We start from the raw sequence: 18,449 nt of genomic DNA on the forward strand, positions 1-18,449 counted from the left end.
TTATTCAAAACTTATTTTTGCGTATTTTTCTACTGTGGTATCATCTAATTTTGCTAGACTATCAAGTAAGGCTATATAAAACTGTCCTGTTTGATTATCATTTAGTTGTTCTTTTACAATTTGTCCTGCAATTGCGTAAGAAGTACAAGCACTTACAGTTAGTTCAAAACTATTTTCTCCAAGTGTTAAAAATGCTCCACAAACTGCACTTAAAAGACATCCTGAACCTGTGATTTTTGGGAATAGTGTTGTTCCATTATCTATTTTTGCTACTTTAAGTCCATCACTTATATAATCAATCTCTCCACTAATTGAGACAATACAATCATATTTTAAAGCTACATCTTTTGCTATTTGTGAAAAGTTGGCTTCTCCACTTCCTGCATCAACGCCTTTTGCCTTCCAATTAACTTGGGCAAGATGTGCTATTTCTCCTGCATTTCCTCTTATTAAATCAAACTTTATTTCTTTTAATAAAGTCTGTACAGTTTGTTTTCTAAAAGAAGTAGCTCCTACACCAACTGGGTCTAAGACTACTGGTATATTGTTTTTATTTGCACTTTTCCCTGCTTTTATCATAGACTTTACTTGCTCTGATGTAAGTGTTCCTATGTTTATAACTAAAGCTTGACAAATAGCAGGTAGTTCGTCCATTTCTTCAATTGCATTTGACATAATAGGTGAACAACCCATACTTAATAAACCATTTGCTACATAATTTGCTACAACTATATTTGTAATATTATGTATTAAAGGACTATTTTGTCTTAATCTTTTTATATTATCTGTTTGCATTATTTAGCCTTTATTTTAATAACTCTTTTGCGTAATCATCTAAGTTTGGAATAGTTTTAATAAGCTTGTTTTCTTTCATAAATGTAGCCATTTTTTTATATACAACTTTATCGAAAACAGCTGGATTTTGTGCTAAATATGGTATTGTATCATTCCATGCAAGAGTATTTAATTTATTATTTAACTCTTTTGGTTTATAACTTACAAATGATTCCCAAGATTTTTTAGGATTTTCTTTTAAGTATTTTGTAGCTTCTTGTAAAGCTTTTACAAAGTTTTTATATTTTTCTTGCGACACAGTTTCTTTATTTGCTACAACTACAAGCTCATCATATTTTGGAACACCATAATTTTCAGGGAAAAATGCTACTCCTTCTTCTTTTTCTATTTTTAATTGATTTAATTCAAAGTTTCTAAAAGCACCTATTACTGCATCAACTTGTTTACTCATTAAAGATGGAGATAAAGACCAGTTTACATTTATAAGTTCAACATCTTTTGCTGATAAATTTACAGATTTTAACATAGAATCTAAAAGTGCTGTTTCAAATCCACTTACAGAGTATCCTACTTTCTTACCTTTTAAATCTTCTATGTTTTTTATACCACTGTCTTTTAATACAACTAAGCTATTAAGAGGTGAGTTTACAAGAGTAGCAATTCTAACTAATGGTAAACCTTGTGCTACTTGCATTTGTAGTTGTGGTTGGTAATCAACTGCTAAATCAGCTTTTTTTGCAGCTACAAGTTTTGGTGGCATTGATGGATCAGCTGGTTCAATAATTTCTACTTCTAAATTATTCTTTTCAAAAAAACCTTCTTGTTGTGCAATTATAATAGCTGCATGGTCAGGATTTACAAACCAGTCTAAAAGCAAACTTACTTTTTCTTTGTCTGCAAATGCACTTGAACTTAATAGTAATAAACCTAGTGTTATTTTTGATATTATTTTTTTCATTTTATTTAATTTCCTTATGTTTTTTATATTTATGATAGGTCTAAACCCATTTGCCAAAATGATATTTCCATTCTTGTTGCTGTTGTAAAAATATCTTCTATTTTTTCCATTTGTTTTTGTGATAAATCTTCACACAGTTTTTCAAAAAAACTTGTTGCTTCTTTTGCTGCTTCTTGATACTCTTTTGAAGAGTACATATCTATCCAAGATTGATATGGATTATTTTGCACACTTAGATTGTTAGAAGTTATATAATCAGCTACTTTTGCATAACCTACAAAACAAGGTATTAAACCTGCATAAAGTTGTGTTAAATCTCCATTTAATCCACAATCTAGTACAAACCTTGTGTAAGCTATACAAGCCGTTGATTCTTTTTGTTCATAAATTGATTTTTCATCAATTCCAAACTCCTTACAATAACTTATATGAAGTTGTATCTCATCTAGTATTGAATTTAAAGCTTGTCTTGAGAATTCCATTTGTTCAAAAGTATCACTTTTATACATAGCAAGTGCAAAAGCACGGCTATAATGAAATAAATAAATATAATCTTGCATTAAATAGTGTTGAAAGTTTTTAAGCTCTAATGTTCCAGAAGCTAATTTTTGAACAAATTCATGTTTAATATAATCATCCCAATAGGGTTGAGATTTCTTGATAAGATTTTGTGTAATAGTCATAATTCTCCTTATAAGTGTTTATAAATAAGAAGAAGAGTTTATCTTTAAAAAAAGATAAAAAAATTGAAGTATAAAAATACATTTGTAAAAAACAAATCCCTACGTTAGCATTACCTAAATCAGGTTCAAAGGTCGAAGTTTTAAACTCCCTCTCAGCCTATTTATAAGCTCCCTATGTATTAAAGCAAAATCTTATCACAAAAAAAACCTTAAGTCAATTTAATGTAAATGACTAGCCCATGGAATAAATTTCTTTGTAAGATAATCTGTTAGAAAATAGATACTTAAAGTAAGTATTATTAATATAAAAAGTGCAGAAAACATTAAATCAATTTGCATTCGTGCATTTGCATGTAACATTAAATATCCAAGTCCTTTAGATGAACCAACCCATTCGCCAATAACCGCTCCAATAGGTGCTATACAAACTGCTATTTTAAGCCCTGAAGCTAATGAGGGTAAACTAGCTTTAAATCGTACTTTAAACAAAGTTTGTAAAGGTGTTAGCTTATATGTATGAGCTAAGTCAAGCCACTGTTTTGGTGTGTTTTTAAGTCCATCATAACAAGCACTTGTAATTGGAAAATATATAATAATAACTGTCATAACTATTTTTGAAGCTAAGCCATAACCAAACCATAAAACTAAAAGTGGAGCTATTGCAAATACAGGAATAGCTTGAGAAATTACAAGTATTGGAAGTAAGTATTTTTCAATTTTTTTAAAGTATAGTAGGGCAAAAGCAGAGCTTAGACCAAAGAAACATCCAAGGATTATTCCTAGTATTATTTCTAAAAGTGTAGTTTGTGTATGTTCTAAAAGTAAGTCATATTGATTTATTAATTGTAAAAATACATCTTTTGGTTGCGGTAACATATAATGAGGTAAATCAAAAATTATAATAAGAGCTTGCCAAAGTCCTAATAAAAAAATAGTAGGAAGTAATATTTTAAAAAGCTTTTTCATAGATTACTTTCTTTTAATTTTGAGATTAACTCTTCTTGTAAATTCCAGAGCTTTTCATTTGAAAGTTGATGAGGTAAATTACCTTCTAAACTTGCCACTTCTTTTATGCTTACTGGTTGATTTTCTAAAATATAAATATGATTTGCTAGTTTTATTGCTTCTTGTGGATCGTGTGTTACTAATACAACGGTTTTATCTTTTAATAAATCGCAAGTTAAATCTTGAAGTTGTATTTTTGTAATTGCATCTAAAGCTGAAAAGGGTTCATCCATTAAAATTAGATTTGAATCTTGCATAAGTGTTCTAGCTAAGGCTACTCTTTGTTTTTGTCCACCTGAAAGTTCATAAGTTTTTTTATCTAAATGTTTAGACATATTTACTTGGTCCAAAATCTCTTTTGCTTTTTGTAGAGTCTTTTTTGTTTTACATCCTTTTAAATGATAAAAAAGTTGTACATTATCTAAAATACTAAGCCATGGATAAAGTGAATTTTCTTGACTAAGCCAAGCTATATTTGTATTTTCTTTAAGTGTAATTTCTCCACTTGTTATAGTTTCTCTTTCAAGATTTGCAATACATCTAAGAAGTGTTGATTTTCCAACTCCTGAACTTCCTAATAAAGCTGTATTTTTATTTTCTAATATATTAAAGTTAAGATTTTTAAATAGAGATTTACCTTTGAAATCAAGGTTTAGGTTTTGTATTTGGGCTATGAAATTATTATTCATGGTTTTATTTTTTATAAATAAAGAGGATAATTTTTAATTATCTTCTTCATTTGTTTCAGTAGTTTCATCACTTACAACTTTAGGCTCTCTAATACCAGCAACGCTTAAAATTTCCATATATAAAGTTTCACATTTTTCATTTGAAGCTTCATCTATATTTTTTGTAATATCAATAAAATCAATTACTTTTGGTTCTTCTTCATTTTTTCCAAATTTACAGTTAAATTTCCAAAAATCAACACCTTCAGGTCTTGGCTTATTTTTTTCTCTTTTAATGTATTTTCTAATTTCATGTTTGATAGCTTCTATTTGTCTATCTGGGTGTTTGTTTTCAACGTTTAATTTGAATGTTTTCTTCATTTCTTTCCTTTTGGCGCATTATATCTGAACATTAGTTGATATCACATTTTCCAAATCTGCATTTTAAAAATTTATATAACATGTATACAAAATATATTAAAATTGCTATTTCAAATATTTGGTAAATTATTTCCATTTAAATATTCCCTAATGCTCATGATCTTCTAGATTTTGTGAAATATAATCATAAATTCTTTGATATTCACTATCTTCTGTTTTATCTTCTTCAATAACTGCTAGTACATTTTGAAGTTCTACTAAAAGTGATTCCATTTCTGTTACAGCAAGTTCGTCATCTTCACTTTGTTTACCTTCAGCTAAAAGTATATGCAAATCATCAAGATATGCTTCTACTTCTGGAATCATTCCATTTTCTACTAAATCTTTTAGTTTGTCTTTTATTTCTGACATTTATTATCCTTAAGTTAAAATGTAATTATATAGTGAAAAATATTGGTTTAGCTTAGATACAATAAATGATGAAAAAGTTATTACTTATTTTAACAATATTTTTAAACTTAGAAGCTATAGAAATAATAAAAAAACCAATTGTTTTTGATAAAATGAGAATGGATTTAACAAAAGATTATATAAAGAATCATTATGGTTTAAGTGTTGATAATATTAATATTATTCCGAAAATGATTGTAATTCATCATACGGCTGTAAATAGTCTAAAGAGATCTTTTCACAGATTTAATCCTTCAAGATTATTAATTGATAGAAAAGATATAGCAAAGGCTTCATTACTTAATGTATCTGCACATTTTCTAGTTGCTAGAGATGGTACTATTTATTCACTTATGAATGAAACTCACATGGCTAGACATGTTATTGGTTTAAATTATTCAAGTATAGGAATTGAAAATGTTGGAGGCCAAAAAAAGAGTGATACTTTAACAAAAGAACAGTTAGAAGCTAATATTAAGTTAGTAAATTATTTAAAGAAAAAATATAAAACAATTGAGTACTTAATCGCACATAGTGAATATCTAAAATTTAAGACTCATGAATTATGGTTAGAAAAAGACAATAGTTATAAAACTATTAAAAGTGACCCTCATAAAAAGTTTATGAAAGCATTGAGAAAAGAAATAAAAGGATTAAAAAACTAAAGTTCGCGTTTTAGATTTTTATCTCAACTTTTATTCTCTTTCATATTATATACTAAATAAGTTTAGTTTTACTAATAATAACTCCATCATTATCCGCATAAAGGTAATCTCCTTTATTAAAAGTCAAACCTTCAAAGCATATTTCTTCACCTCTTGATGAAGATGTTTTTTCAAAATTTCTTAAAGGACAAGTTCCAATTGCAAATAATCCTACATTAATATTTTTAGTTTCATCTGTATCTCTTACATAACCATTTAAGATTATTGCTTGCCAATTGTTTTTAGCTGCAAATGCCATTAATCTATCACCTACAACTCCAAAAAATTCTTGTGCATTATCTACAACTACAATTTTTCCTTCTCCATCTTCATCTCTTAGCATTTCTAGTAAACGCCAATTACTTTTATCTAGTTTTATTGTTTCAATTTGTCCATAAAATCTTTTTAAACCACCATAATTTATAAATTTTGTTGGTAGTACTTTTATCTCTTTATCTTGATTTTCATCACATAAATCTGCTGTATGTATATTTTTCATTTCTTTTCCTCTTCCTTTATCTCAAATTATGAATTTGAGATTTATATAGTAGTGAAAATAAATGTAAAAAAAATGTATAAATTAAATGAATATTAAAATTTATAATTAATCTAAATAAATAAGCTAATAAAAATAATATTTAAAACTAACTAACTATAAAGCTATTATATAATTCGTAAAAAATAAAGAATTTATATGAAAAAATTTACAAATGAATCTATGTATGAGATTATTCATTATTTTGAAACTTCATTAAAAAAATATGAAATAATAAGTATTGAAGTTTTAAATCCAGATTTAGGAATTGATAATTATGCAGGTTATACTATTGATTTAGATGAATCATATATCTATAGGTCATATAAATCATGGACCGATTTAGCTGAACTAATGTTTTGTAAAATGCTTACACCTATAGTTCTTTCAGAAAATACAATATGCTTAAAATTTAGGAAACTAGATCTTTCTAGCTCTTTTCATAATGATTTAAATGATGAAGAAAATGAAAAGTATGGAATAAAATCAGACTTTTCTAAAATAAATAAAAACGAAGAGCCAGCTTTTGTTTTTCCTTACACAAAAGCTTTAATACATACAAAAGTATATGAAAAAAAACAAATACTAAATCTTGGTGTTAATAAAGCAGATGAATTTGAAATCATAAAAAATATTGTTTATTCTGAAGTTTTTGAAAAGATTAATTTTGTTGGAATTGATTATTCAAAGAGTGCAATTAATCAAGCAAAACAAAAATTTCCAAATAAAAACTTTGAGTTTTATTCACATGATATAAATAAATTAGATGATTTAAATTTAAAGAAATCTGATTTAATTATTTCAATTGGAACACTACAATCAAGTAGTATTAACTTTAAATTAGTATTTATGTCTTTAATTCAAGATTACTTAGAAGATGGTGGAAGTATTATTCTTGGTTTCCCAAATTGTCGATGGGTTGAAGCTGATATGATTTATGGTGCAAAAAATCCTACTTATACATATTCTGAACAATCTTTGCTTTATAAAGATGTTTATTTTTGTAAAAAATATTTACAACAAAAAAAGTTTAAAGTTACGCTAACAGGTAAGAATTACCTCTTTTTAACTGCAACTTGCATTAAAAAGAAACAGAAATAAGTTTTTTTATTTTTTTATTTATGATACAATTATTGCATAAAAATTCAAGGAGTATATTATGCCATGTAAACATATAGAAGTAAAAACATTTAAGTTAGCTCATTCTACAAGTGACACAGTTAAAATAGAACACGTTGAAAAACCTTATGGTGAATATTCTAGCCCAGTTGTTAGTATTGCTATTTATTCAGAAGGAAAAACTAAAACTTCAGAAGTTGAAATACCTTATGAAAATATTGAAATATTTTTTAAAGCTTTAAATGAATCAGTTGCACTTTGTGATTCAATTCCAAGAAGTGAAATACATGCTGAATTAAATTCAGAAATTGGTGGTGGAGCATAAAAGGTGAGTTGACTCACCTTTTATAAGTTCTACTTATATCTTAATAAATTAATCTCTAATTCCTAATCTAAAATAAGAAATTTTTCTGATATAATTTTCGAAAATTTTAATAGGAATTAATTTGAATTCAACATCAACTTATGTTTTTTTATCGTTTATAACTGCTACTATTGCTACTTTAGGAAGTCTATTTTTTTCTGAAGTTATGGAGTTTATACCTTGTTCTATGTGCTGGTATCAAAGAATATTTATGTATCCATTGGTATTAATATTTTTAGTAAATATGTTATACCCAGATGATAAAATTGTAAAGTATGCAATGCCTATAGTATTAGTAGGTTTGTCTTTTTCTATTTATCATAATTTACTGATGTTTGAAATAATACCTGAAAGTATTGTTCCTTGTGTTCAAGGTGTTCCTTGTTCAACTGAATATATTAATTGGCTTGGTTTTATTACTATTCCTTTTCTTTCATTAATTTCCTATTCAATTATTTTAATCTTATTATTATTTATAAAAAAAGGAATTTCATCAAATGAAAAATAAAAAAATTGTCGTAATCTCATTATTAGTTCTTGTAATCGCATTTATAGCAGGCACATATCTTTACAAAAGTAATGAAACAAAAAAAGTTCAAAATGTCACTACTAGTGAAGATGGAGCACCTTATATAAGAGCTCATTCTCCAAAGTTTGGAGATAATAAAAAGAATGTAGTTGTTGTGGAATTTTTAGATCCTGAATGTGAAGCTTGTGCAGCATTTCATCCAATTATGAAAAGAATGTATAAAGAAAACTACGAAGATATCTCTTTAGTTATTAGATATTTACCAAATCACAGAAACTCTAGATTTGTTGTAAAACTTCTTGAAGCATCAAGATTACAAAATAAATATAATGAAGCTTTAGATGTAGTTTTCTCTACACAAGATAAATGGGCAAATCATAACAATCCTCAACCTGGATTATTATGGACTTATATTGCTAAAATTGAAGGTATAGATATTAAAAAAGTTGAAGAAGACGTTAAAAATTCAAATTTTGATGAAATGATGGATATTGACTCTAATGATGGAAGAACTTTAGGTGTACGAGGAACTCCTACTATTTTTGTAAATGGAAAAAAATTAGCAGTATTATCTTATTCAACATTAATCGAATTAGTAGAATCAGAAATATACAAATAGTCTGTTTTTGTAGCAGATTTTTAAAATAGGTATTTTTAGGCCAAATACCTATTTTATATAGAGAAAATATTAAGAAAAATTATGTATACTATGTATTAAATATTAAACGTAGAAAACAAAAGGAATTTTAATGTCATTTCTAGAAAAAGTTAATGCATTTTTCGCAATTGCAAAAGAATCAAATTTTGATATTGCTAAAATTTATGCACAAGATCCAAATGGTGTATACGCAGCACTTTTAGTAGTGTTAGTAATTGTACTAATTATAGTATTTTTCATAAGAAGATCTATGAAAATATCTTCAGCTGTAAAATTAGTATCTAATATACAAAACTCTAATGATTTTGATGAATACGACTCTTCATTAACTAAACTTGCAACAGAACTACCTAAAAGAGGTCCTAGACTAGCAAACAGTATCAATGCGCAAAAAAATGATATTCTACAAAGAGAATTAAATTTATTAAAAGATTTTAATATTAAAGATAAAATCAATAAATATAAGCAAATTTCAGCTCAATATGCTTTAATTGCACAGAATTCTAAAAAATATAAAATGGATGATTTAACATCTTACTATGAAGAAAAATCTAAAACATTATTAGATGAAAACTTAAGTGCTGAAATTAGTGCATATAGTGAAAATACAGACTTTGATGAAAATGATGTAGATTTTGTTAATAGTATTGTTTCTTATGCTAATACTACAAGTAATCCAGAATCATTATTAAATCCACTTATTGAACAAATTAATAAATTCTCTTACTCTTATAATTTAGATTTATTCAAATTTACAAAAGCACTTGAAAAAGATAAATCAGGATTAGTATATAAAAATTGTAATGAAAAGTTAAAAGAAGCAATTACAAGCCAAGAGAATAGAATCTCTAATGTAATTTTATCTTATATGTTAGAAAATGATGAAAAAGAAGCTGTATATTCATATATTACAAACCTTCAATCATCTACTTATTTACAAGATTTATATCATAATTTCTTTGCAAAAACAGAAGATATTGATTTAGATTTAGCATTTGTAGCAAATGAAACAAAAATCCAATCTGATTATTCAAATCATATAGATTGCCAAATTACAGATAATTGGAGAGATTTAACATATATTAATCATATTATTAAATCTCCAAGAGTTCTTGAAACAATCGGACATATATCTTATAGAAATGTTTTAGAAAGAATTGAAAGATTAGAAAAAGATGAAGAGACTAATAAAGCAATAGCAGAAGCACTTCAAGTAGCACGACGTGCAGAAACAATTGCAAACGAAGCAAAAGAAATCGCAAGACAAAAATAAATAGAAGGTGCATTTAGATGCACCTTCTATAACTTAAAGATTAAATATGGACACTCTTACACTTATTTTAATATTTCTTATATTTTTCGCAATTTTTTTATTTTTTGCTGCAAGTAAAAAAAAGAATATAAAAGAACCTGCTGTAAAAAAAGATGAGTTAATACAAGCTTATAAAATTCAAATGAGAGACTTACTAAAGAAATATGAGAATGATAAAGAAACTCAAACAGTTGAAAAAATAAAACTACTTAAACAAATAAATCATGAACTATCAATGAATCTTTTTTTTAATGAAAATGAAGCTACAAAACTTTTAAAAGAACTTTCTTCTTATAGTTAATATCATTTATGATTTATTAACTTATTTTTACTATAATTTCAAATAATTAAACTTACAATATAGGATAACTATGAAAACAAAATACATTATATTCACACTACTTACATCAATTTTTTTATTTTCAGGATGTGACTCAAAATCAGAATTTGATGAAAGCTTAGTTGCAGATGTAAAAAAGAATACTCCAATTATTAAAGAGTTTGTTTCAAGAACACTTAAACTTACAACTACTGATGGCAAAATAATTGAACTTACTACAACAAAAGAAGGTATTGACTTTAAAGATTATAAAGGCAAAAAAGCAATCTTAGTTGATGTTTTTGCAACATGGTGTCCGCCATGTATTAAAGGTATTCCAGTACTAAAAGAATTAAGAGAAAAATACAAAGATGATTTTGAAATAGTATCAGTACTATTTGAAAAAGAAGAAGATAAACCAAAAGCTGAAGTTTTAGAGTTTATTGAGAAATATGGTATTACTTATCCAATTACTATTGGAGAAGAAAACTTTAAACTTGCAAAAGATTTAGGTGATGTTCAAAGAATTCCTGAACTATTTTTATTTTCAAAAGATGGAATGTTTGTTAAAAAATTCCTAGGTGAAACAGAGTTAGAAACTTATGAAGAGTATGTAAAAATGGCAATTGGTAAAAAATAGATTTGAGATATGAAAATGTTTCTTCATTCATTGTAATGGATATAGTAAGAGAGGCTCAAAAATATGAAGATACTATTCATTTTGAAATAGGTCAACCTGATTTAAACCCAAGTTTAAAAGTAAAAAAAGCACTTCAAAAAGCTGTTGAAGACAATAGATTTTCATACACTGAAAGTTTAGGCCTAATAGAACTTAGAAATAAAATATCTACAATGTATAAAAAAAACTACAATGTAGATATTGAACCTCAAAGAATACTACTAACACCTGGAACTTCAGGTGCATTTTTAATTGCTTATACTTTAACTTTAAAATATAAACAAAACTTAGGACTTTCGGATCCTTCTTATCCTTGTTATAAAAACTTTGCTAATATGCTAGATATTAATCCTTGTTTTATGAATATTGATAAATCTTCTAATTATGAATTAACTGTTGAGCATTTAAAAAAAGAAAATATCCAAGCTTTACAAATTTCTTCACCATCTAATCCTACTGGTAACTTATATTCAAAAGAAAACTTAGAGCAAATGATTTCTTATTGTAAGGAAAAAGATATATCTTTTATATCAGATGAACTTTATCATGGTTTAACTTATGAGCAAAATGCTCATACTGCATTAGAGTTTAGTGATGATGTTTTTGTAATAAATGGTTTTTCAAAATATTACTGTATGCCTGGAATGAGGTTAGGGTGGATAGTAGTACCCAAAAATTTAAGTAGAGAAGCTGAAAAAATAGCACAAAATATTTTTATATCTGCACCCACACTTTCTCAATACGCAGCAATAGAAGCTTTTGATGACAAATACTTAAGTAGTATCAAAAATACTTTTAAAGAACGTAGAGACTACTTATATGATGAATTAAGCACTATTTTTGAAATAGATGCTAAACCTGATGGAGCATTTTATCTTTGGGCAAATATTTCAAAGTATAGTGATGATAGTTTTGCTTTTGCAAAAGAGTTATTAGAAAATATTCATGTAGCAACTACTCCTGGAATTGACTTTGGTTCTAATAAAACAAATCAATATATTAGATTTGCATATACAAGAGATATAGAGCATATGAAAGAAGGAATAAAAAGATTGAAAGAGTATTTAAGTAAATGAAAAAATTTATACTATTTGACAACGACGGAGTTTTAGTCGAAACTGAACCTTTATATTTTGAAGCTAATGTAAAAGCTTTGAGTGAACTTGGAATCAAGCTTACGTTTGAGAGATATATGAAAATTATGGCAAGAGGTGGAACTGCTTGGGAAGTTGCAAGAGAAGCTGGAATTACAAAAGAAGTAATTGATAAAAAAAGATTTCAAAGAGATGAGTATTATCAAGAATTTATTAAAACAAGAGATATTGAGATTCCTGATGTAAAAGAGATATTAAAAGAGCTTTCAAAAAAATATAAAATGGGAATTATTACAACTTCAAGAAGAGTTGATTTTGAACTAATTCATAAAAATAGAGGAATTACTGATTTTATGGATTTTGTTTTATGTGTTGAAGATTATCCTAAAGCTAAGCCTTATCCTGATCCATATTTAGCAGGTTTAGAAAAGTTTAAAGCAAATGCTTCTGAAGCTATTGTAGTAGAAGATTCACAACGTGGTCTAAGCTCTGCTGTTAATGCTGGAATTGATTGTGTTATTGTTAAAAATGAGTTCACTTTAACTCATGATTTTTCAAAAGCAAGTTATAGAATAGATACTTTAAAAGATTTACTTAATATTCTTTAATCTGTTGCTATTACAAAACCATGGTTTTCTTCTTCTTGAAAACAACCAATTTGGCATTTTGTTACTTTAAGGTCTGATTTTTTAAGAGTTGAGCCTATTTTATTTATTGAATGGTTTTTCTCTTGAGCTATTTTCCAAGCTACTTGGCATTCTATTTTAGAATTATTAGAATTTGATTTTAACATATCATAAATATCATCATTCATATCTGTAAATTTTAAATCTCCAAATACTCCTAGTTCACAATTAGTGATTTTAAAGTTCATATCTTTAGCTATTTGTGCAATCTCTTTTGGTTCTTTACCAATTAATTTAGCAACTCTAAAAGCTTTTAAACATGATAATGCACCGTTCTCATCTAAATTTGTAAGAACTAAGTCTGTTTGTATTGAATCTAATTTAACCATTAATTTTACTAACCTTTTATTTTGTGATATTATAAAGTTTCAAGCTTATGATAACTTTATATTATAAACTAGTTATTTAAATATATTATAATTTTATTGTATAAAATTTGTATAATTGTATTTTATAAATAGAGTGAAAGGAGAAGACACTCTATTTATTAACTTGTATGTTTGTAGGAGAATCAAGTTTATAGTTTTTATTATTTATTAGGGTCGTGTAACCTAATGCATGTAAAAATTATAATAGCTTAGTATTAACCTTTTTTAAATAAAAGGTTAATGCTTTGTAAATGGTTTTAATAATATTATTAATCTTGGAAGTAAAAGTAGTGCTGAAGCTAAGATTGTAGCCATTACAACTACTGTTAATAAACCAAAGTAAATAGTAGGAATTAAATTTGATAAAACAAGTATAGAAAAACCTACTACAACTACTAAAGAAGTGTAATACATAGCATATCCAATACTTTCATGAGATCTTTTCATAGCATTGATATAATTATGATCAAACTTGTACTCTTCTTTAAATCTATGAATATAATGTATTGTATCATCTACTCCAATACCAATAGAAATAGCTGCAATTGTAATAGTCATAATATCTAAAGGAATATTTAACCAACCCATAATTCCAAAAATAGCAGAAATAGGAATAATATTAGCAATTAGTGCAATAAATGCAATTTTAAGTGATCTAAAAAGAAGTAAAAACATTATAAATAAAATCACTAAAACAAAACCTAATGTAGAGATTTGAGAATCAAATAATGATTGAAGCATATTGTTATATAAAACCATTAGGTTTGATAATTTATATGACGTTTCTTTATTTTCAATAATATCTCTTAAATCAGTATTGATTTTATTTAATAATTCATTTCTTCGTAAACTTGGATTTGAATCGACTATTCTCATAGTAATTCTAGCTTCATTATGCTCAATATTTACATATGGAGCTAAAATCAAATCTTTATATCTTTCTGGAAGTTTTTTATATAAAAGTGCTAGTGTTATTCCATCTAATTCTTTATTGTCATTTAAAAGTTTTCCTACTTTTAAAATACTTGCTAAAGATTGTACTTTTCCAACTTCTTCCAGTGAGTCTAGATAGTTATGAACTTTTGTAATTGTATTCATTTTATCTTGTGAAAACCAATATTGTTCATCGTTTTCGCTTTCTTTATACTCATCTTCAAAGTCATCAAAAAAGTCATCTTCGCTAGCTTTTTCTACAATTTTTACTGTTTTTTCTTCATCTTTGAATTTTATAATTACATCTAAGGGCGTTGTTCCACCTAAATTTTCATCAATTACTTTCATTCCTTTATAAATATCTGTACTTTGTTTAAAGTAGTTAATAAAACTATTCTCTACAATTAATTGTGATGCTCCTGAAAGAGAAAATACAACTACAAGTAAAGAACCTATTAAAATACTACTTCCTTTGTTTTCTACAAGGTATGAAGCTTTTGAAATAAGTGAAAACTTAGAGTTTTTTTCTCTTTCATGTTCATCTTTTTTATTCACCATTATTAAAACAATAGGAAAAACTAAAAAAGCAATAATAAGTGAGATTGCAATTCCAGCACTCATCATTAAACCTAAGTTTTTAACAGGTTGAATACTTGATAATACTAAAGATGCAAAACCTGTAATTGTAGTAATAATTGCAAAAAATGAAGGATTCATTTTTGATAAAATAGTGTTTATCACTAGCTTATATTGACTGGCATTTTTATATTTTACATTTAATTCTCTATATCTTACAATTAAGTGTAAAACTATTGAAATGGTTATTATTAACTGTAAAGCAATAAAGTTTGATGATATTACAGTAACTTCCCAATTAAATAAACCCAATACTCCAGCTGTTGAAACAACAGATAAAAGACAAATAACAATTGGTAAGATAATCCATCTAGGATGTCTAAAAATAAACCATAAAATAAAAATAAGTAAAAATACTAAAGTAGAACCATAAATTAATAAATCACTTCTAACAAAGCCTACAATATCATTTGCAATCATATTTATTCCACCAAGGAAAATACTTGCTTGATTATCGTACTTACTAATTATTGCTCTAATATTTTTAATATCACTTGTTTCTTGTTCTCTTAAAAAATCTCTATATTCTTTAAACTCTAATACAGTTTTATTTAAAAGATTTAATTCATCTTTTGTAATATTATTTGCTCTTTTTTTAGCTAATAAATCATTTCTTTTTTCTAAAAGTTCAAAATACTTTTTGTCTTCTTTTAGATTTAACATTAATGCAGTCGTTTTAAAATCTGGACTTACTAAGTTATTTGAGTAAAGTTCAGATGTTAAAAACTCTTTTTTAACTAAAGTTAAATCATACTCTTTAGTACTAAGAGTTTCAACTCCATCAACTAAATCAGAAATTGGTCTTATTGGAGATTGAACTAAAGGAACATTTAATATTGAAGTTATACTTTCTATATTTTCTAATTTAAGTAAATCATCTGAAAGGCTTGATAATCTATCTAAACTTGTTTTTGAAAGTAATTCATCATAGGGAGAGTAAGTAATAACTAAAAAGTTTGGATTGTAATATCTTTTGTTTACTTCTCTAGAAAATTTTAAATCTTTATCATCATCAAGTAGAAGTGTTTCAGCCGAAGCATCAATTTCAAGTTTTGTAGCGTAGTATCCTAAAACAGTAATGCTAGTGAATAATACTAGTAAAACTGCAATTGGAAATTTTAAAATGACATTGTCATAAATCTTTTTTATCATTTAGTTTTTTTCGTTTGCTTCTTTTAAAACAGCTAACATTTCATCGAAAGTTTTTTCTTTTAATAATCCTGAAAATTGTTGTCTATTTGTTTGCATAATACTTACACCAATTAAATCAACATCATAAATCAACCACTCATTACTAGCTCTATTTTTGTAAAAGTTATAGTTAATTGTGTATACATCATCTTGACCAATTAACTCTGTAACTAACTGTAATCTACTTCCTTTATAATCTTCTAAAGAAATAATCTTTACTTCTTGATTTGTATATAATTCAAGTTTATCAATATATGAGTTTTTTAGTTTTCTTTCAAAAACTTTTACAAATTCATTTCTTTGTTCTTTAGAAATTGATGTCCAAGTTTTTTTACCTAAAGCAATTTTTGACATAGTATTATAATCAAAAACTGAATCAATTATAGAAACTATTTTTTCACCTTTTTGCTTAGTTTGAAGACTTTCATCTTTTAAAATAAGTAAAATTGTATTGATTTTATTTCCCATTTCTTCTTTTATTGTCTCTTTTTTCAAAGCACTTGCAGATGTAATTGCAAAAGTAATCAATAATAATATTTTAAATAAGTTCTTTAATTTCATTTTTATTCCTCTATTTGTTTATTTCTTCTTTGATTATATACATCTCTTAAAAATGGATATAAATCTAAAGCATCTTTTTTAATACTTTCATATTGACCAAGTCTAAGTGAAGTAGAATTTATCGTATCTGTAGCGATTATTCCTACATTTTCTAAACTATTATTTGGAATTTTATATCCAATATCACTTGAACCAGTTGTGCTTAGAGGACTAATATATCCATCAGCTGCAAGTCCTACAATATCTCTAAGATTTGAAGGTCCTAAAAAAGGTAAAACAACATGAAAACCTTCTCCAACTCCATAATATCCAAGAGTTTGTCCAAAGTCTTCGTCATGTGCTTCCCAACCTAATTCAGTTTTAGCAGGATCCATAAAACCAGCTAATCCAAAAGTAGTGTTAATTAAAAATCTTCCTAACTCTTCAACTGAGTTTTCAAATTTTAATTGTAATAAATTGTTTATAAATCTTAAAGGAAATAGCAGATTTGAAAAAAAGTTAGAAATTCCAACTCTAAGGGTTTGTGGAAATACATAAGTATATCCAGTTGCAACAGGACTTAAAGCATAAGTATAAATACCATCATTAAAAGATGTCATTACTCTATTATAACCACTTAAAGGGTCAAATACTTCTACTTGTGTATTTGCAAACTCATCTGCAAATTCATCTTCAAAATCATCATATTCAACTGTTTGTGATTTATTAGTTTGTGAGGAAATTTTTATTTTCTCATCAATTTTATTTTTTGCATTTGATGCTTCTTTTACTGCGCAGGCATTAAAAATGAAAGCTGTTAAAATAAGTAAAATAATATTTTTCAAACTTTTCCTTTGTGCTATTTTTTTGTATTATATAGAAAAAATGTGTAGATAATGTTTAAGTAAGTTTTTTATTGCTTTTTTAAGCTATTTAAAACCTCTATTGCATTTAATGGATCTACCTGTATACCGTTGATTCTAAAAGAAAAGTGTAAATGTGGACCAGTTACTCTTCCTGTACTTCCACTAAGACCTAGTATTTCACCTTTTTTGATAAAATCTCCAACTTTATAATTCATAAGACTTAAGTGAAAATAACAAGAATAAACTCCAAAACCATGATCTATTACAATAGAATTACCTGAATAGAATCTATTTTGTGCAATTTTTACAATACCTGAATTTGAAGCAATAATTGGTGTACCATTTTTTGCTCTAAAATCTGTACCACTATGATAGGATTTAAGCATTCCATTATAGACTCGTTTTGTTCCAAAATTACTGGTGATTTTAGAATTTAATGGATAAATGAACTCTTCATCCCATAAGATTTTATTTGTTTTACTTTTATATATTTTTATAGCTTCTGCATACTCTTTTTTAGTTCTGGCAACTCTTGATGGATTTGGTTTTAGTTTCTTTTTTGAAACATTTATTACTTCACTTTTATATTTTCCATCAACAACTTTTAGATTTAAACCTTTAAAAACTTTTTTATTGTTTTCAAGATAAGAGATAATAACTCTATAATTGTCTTTCTTCTGATAGTATGAAATTGGCAATAATGCAGAGTATGTATTTTTTTTAAACTTATTTTTAAAAAAATCTATATTTTGTGTATGAAACGTCAGTTTTACATTTGATATATTTTCTTTTTGTATTTCCAACAGAACTGTGTTGGCATTTTTTACAACATTTTGGCTTATTGTTAAGGCAAATAAATTGCAAAATAGGATTACTTGGATTATTAATATTTTTTTCATAAATAAATAATATCTAAAAATATTTAAGTAATAGTTTTATTAACTTATTTATCTATTATTACAAACTTGGTATAATC

The 18,449-nt window shown here is 26.1% G+C and carries 23 protein-coding genes and 1 riboswitch; of the genes, 10 read left to right on the forward strand and 13 right to left on the reverse strand.

What is annotated here, in order from left to right; all coding sequences use genetic code 11:
* The 7 genes from thiM to LPB137_RS06065 all read right to left on the reverse strand — a co-directional run bounded on the left by thiM (position 1) and on the right by LPB137_RS06065 (position 4,901).
* On the reverse strand, positions 1-795 hold the full coding sequence (gene thiM / locus LPB137_RS06035; RefSeq protein ID WP_076085759.1) for a hydroxyethylthiazole kinase: 795 nt from the start codon (positions 793-795) through the stop codon (positions 1-3).
* Positions 796-805: 10 nt separating this feature from the next.
* Positions 806-1,753 carry an ABC transporter substrate-binding protein gene (locus LPB137_RS06040; protein WP_076085762.1) on the reverse strand — a complete coding sequence of 316 codons (948 nt, stop codon included), beginning with the start codon at positions 1,751-1,753 and terminating at the stop codon, positions 806-808.
* A gap of 29 nt (positions 1,754-1,782) precedes the next feature.
* Complete coding sequence (gene tenA, locus LPB137_RS06045) at positions 1,783-2,436, reverse strand: thiaminase II (protein ID WP_197682257.1); 654 nt, start codon at positions 2,434-2,436, stop codon at positions 1,783-1,785.
* 79 nt (positions 2,437-2,515) lie between these two features.
* Positions 2,516-2,621, reverse strand: a riboswitch (TPP riboswitch).
* 34 nt (positions 2,622-2,655) lie between these two features.
* Positions 2,656-3,402, reverse strand: coding sequence for an ABC transporter permease (locus tag LPB137_RS06050; protein WP_076085765.1), 747 nt, complete (start codon positions 3,400-3,402; stop codon positions 2,656-2,658).
* Positions 3,399-4,130, reverse strand: a complete 732-nt coding sequence (locus LPB137_RS06055) for an ABC transporter ATP-binding protein (RefSeq protein ID WP_076085768.1) — start codon at positions 4,128-4,130, stop codon at positions 3,399-3,401. Before LPB137_RS06055 ends, LPB137_RS06050 begins: the two co-directional genes overlap by 4 nt.
* Before the next feature lie 33 nt (positions 4,131-4,163).
* Positions 4,164-4,490: a DUF6172 family protein gene (locus tag LPB137_RS06060; RefSeq protein WP_076085771.1), complete on the reverse strand. Its 327-nt coding sequence runs from the start codon at positions 4,488-4,490 to the stop codon at positions 4,164-4,166.
* Between the two features lie 147 nt (positions 4,491-4,637).
* Positions 4,638-4,901: a hypothetical protein gene (locus tag LPB137_RS06065; RefSeq protein WP_076085774.1), complete on the reverse strand. Its 264-nt coding sequence runs from the start codon at positions 4,899-4,901 to the stop codon at positions 4,638-4,640.
* Positions 4,902-4,966: 65 nt separating this feature from the next.
* Between LPB137_RS06065 and LPB137_RS06070 the strand changes: the two genes are divergently transcribed.
* Positions 4,967-5,605, forward strand: a complete 639-nt coding sequence (locus LPB137_RS06070; RefSeq protein WP_076085777.1) for an N-acetylmuramoyl-L-alanine amidase — start codon at positions 4,967-4,969, stop codon at positions 5,603-5,605.
* A gap of 52 nt (positions 5,606-5,657) precedes the next feature.
* Here LPB137_RS06070 and rraA read toward each other — a convergent pair whose 3' ends face one another.
* Positions 5,658-6,143 carry a ribonuclease E activity regulator RraA gene (rraA, locus tag LPB137_RS06075; protein WP_076085780.1) on the reverse strand — a complete coding sequence of 162 codons (486 nt, stop codon included), beginning with the start codon at positions 6,141-6,143 and terminating at the stop codon, positions 5,658-5,660.
* A gap of 195 nt (positions 6,144-6,338) precedes the next feature.
* On the opposite strand from rraA, the gene LPB137_RS06080 reads away from it, so the two are divergent.
* The 9 genes from LPB137_RS06080 (at position 6,339) to LPB137_RS06120 (ending at position 12,861) form a co-directional block, all read left to right on the forward strand.
* Positions 6,339-7,280 (forward strand): methyltransferase domain-containing protein, encoded by a 942-nt coding sequence (locus tag LPB137_RS06080; protein ID WP_076085782.1) that lies wholly within the window; start codon positions 6,339-6,341, stop codon positions 7,278-7,280.
* A 58-nt stretch (positions 7,281-7,338) separates the two neighbouring features.
* The gene (locus LPB137_RS06085; RefSeq protein WP_076085784.1) at positions 7,339-7,623 is read left to right on the forward strand and encodes a hypothetical protein; all 285 of its coding nucleotides are present in this window, start codon (positions 7,339-7,341) and stop codon (positions 7,621-7,623) included.
* A 121-nt stretch (positions 7,624-7,744) separates the two neighbouring features.
* Positions 7,745-8,170 (forward strand): disulfide oxidoreductase, encoded by a 426-nt coding sequence (locus LPB137_RS06090; protein ID WP_076085786.1) that lies wholly within the window; start codon positions 7,745-7,747, stop codon positions 8,168-8,170.
* Complete coding sequence (locus tag LPB137_RS06095; RefSeq protein WP_076085788.1) at positions 8,160-8,810, forward strand: DsbA family protein; 651 nt, start codon at positions 8,160-8,162, stop codon at positions 8,808-8,810. Before LPB137_RS06090 ends, LPB137_RS06095 begins: the two co-directional genes overlap by 11 nt.
* A 130-nt stretch (positions 8,811-8,940) precedes the next feature.
* Positions 8,941-10,122: a hypothetical protein gene (locus LPB137_RS06100; RefSeq protein WP_076085790.1), complete on the forward strand. Its 1,182-nt coding sequence runs from the start codon at positions 8,941-8,943 to the stop codon at positions 10,120-10,122.
* 46 nt (positions 10,123-10,168) lie between these two features.
* Positions 10,169-10,462: a hypothetical protein gene (locus LPB137_RS06105; protein WP_076085792.1), complete on the forward strand. Its 294-nt coding sequence runs from the start codon at positions 10,169-10,171 to the stop codon at positions 10,460-10,462.
* A 70-nt stretch (positions 10,463-10,532) separates the two neighbouring features.
* Entirely contained in the window at positions 10,533-11,120 is a 588-nt protein-coding gene (locus LPB137_RS06110) for a TlpA family protein disulfide reductase (RefSeq protein ID WP_076085794.1), read from the forward strand.
* Between the two features lie 2 nt (positions 11,121-11,122).
* Positions 11,123-12,235 carry an aminotransferase class I/II-fold pyridoxal phosphate-dependent enzyme gene (locus tag LPB137_RS06115; protein ID WP_156981727.1) on the forward strand — a complete coding sequence of 371 codons (1,113 nt, stop codon included), beginning with the start codon at positions 11,123-11,125 and terminating at the stop codon, positions 12,233-12,235.
* Positions 12,232-12,861, forward strand: coding sequence for an HAD family hydrolase (locus tag LPB137_RS06120; RefSeq protein WP_076085796.1), 630 nt, complete (start codon positions 12,232-12,234; stop codon positions 12,859-12,861). Before LPB137_RS06115 ends, LPB137_RS06120 begins: the two co-directional genes overlap by 4 nt.
* Here LPB137_RS06120 and LPB137_RS06125 read toward each other — a convergent pair.
* The 5 genes from LPB137_RS06125 to pgp3 all read right to left on the reverse strand — a co-directional run bounded on the left by LPB137_RS06125 (position 12,858) and on the right by pgp3 (position 18,372).
* On the reverse strand, positions 12,858-13,268 hold the full coding sequence (locus LPB137_RS06125) for a ModE family transcriptional regulator (protein WP_076085798.1): 411 nt from the start codon (positions 13,266-13,268) through the stop codon (positions 12,858-12,860). The two genes, LPB137_RS06120 and LPB137_RS06125, sit on opposite strands and share 4 nt — an antisense overlap.
* A gap of 276 nt (positions 13,269-13,544) precedes the next feature.
* Entirely contained in the window at positions 13,545-16,028 is a 2,484-nt protein-coding gene (locus LPB137_RS06130; protein WP_076085801.1) for an efflux RND transporter permease subunit, read from the reverse strand.
* Positions 16,029-16,628: a Tgt2/MlaC family protein gene (locus LPB137_RS06135; RefSeq protein WP_076085804.1), complete on the reverse strand. Its 600-nt coding sequence runs from the start codon at positions 16,626-16,628 to the stop codon at positions 16,029-16,031.
* A 2-nt stretch (positions 16,629-16,630) separates the two neighbouring features.
* Positions 16,631-17,356, reverse strand: a complete 726-nt coding sequence (locus LPB137_RS06140) for an MlaA family lipoprotein (RefSeq protein ID WP_407641344.1) — start codon at positions 17,354-17,356, stop codon at positions 16,631-16,633.
* A gap of 164 nt (positions 17,357-17,520) precedes the next feature.
* Positions 17,521-18,372, reverse strand: a complete 852-nt coding sequence (gene pgp3 / locus LPB137_RS06145; protein WP_076085807.1) for a peptidoglycan metallopeptidase Pgp3 — start codon at positions 18,370-18,372, stop codon at positions 17,521-17,523.
* Between the last annotated feature and the right edge of the window lie 77 nt (positions 18,373-18,449).

The sequence above is a fragment of the Poseidonibacter parvus genome (assembly GCF_001956695.1).
GTDB lineage: Bacteria > Campylobacterota > Campylobacteria > Campylobacterales > Arcobacteraceae > Poseidonibacter > Poseidonibacter parvus.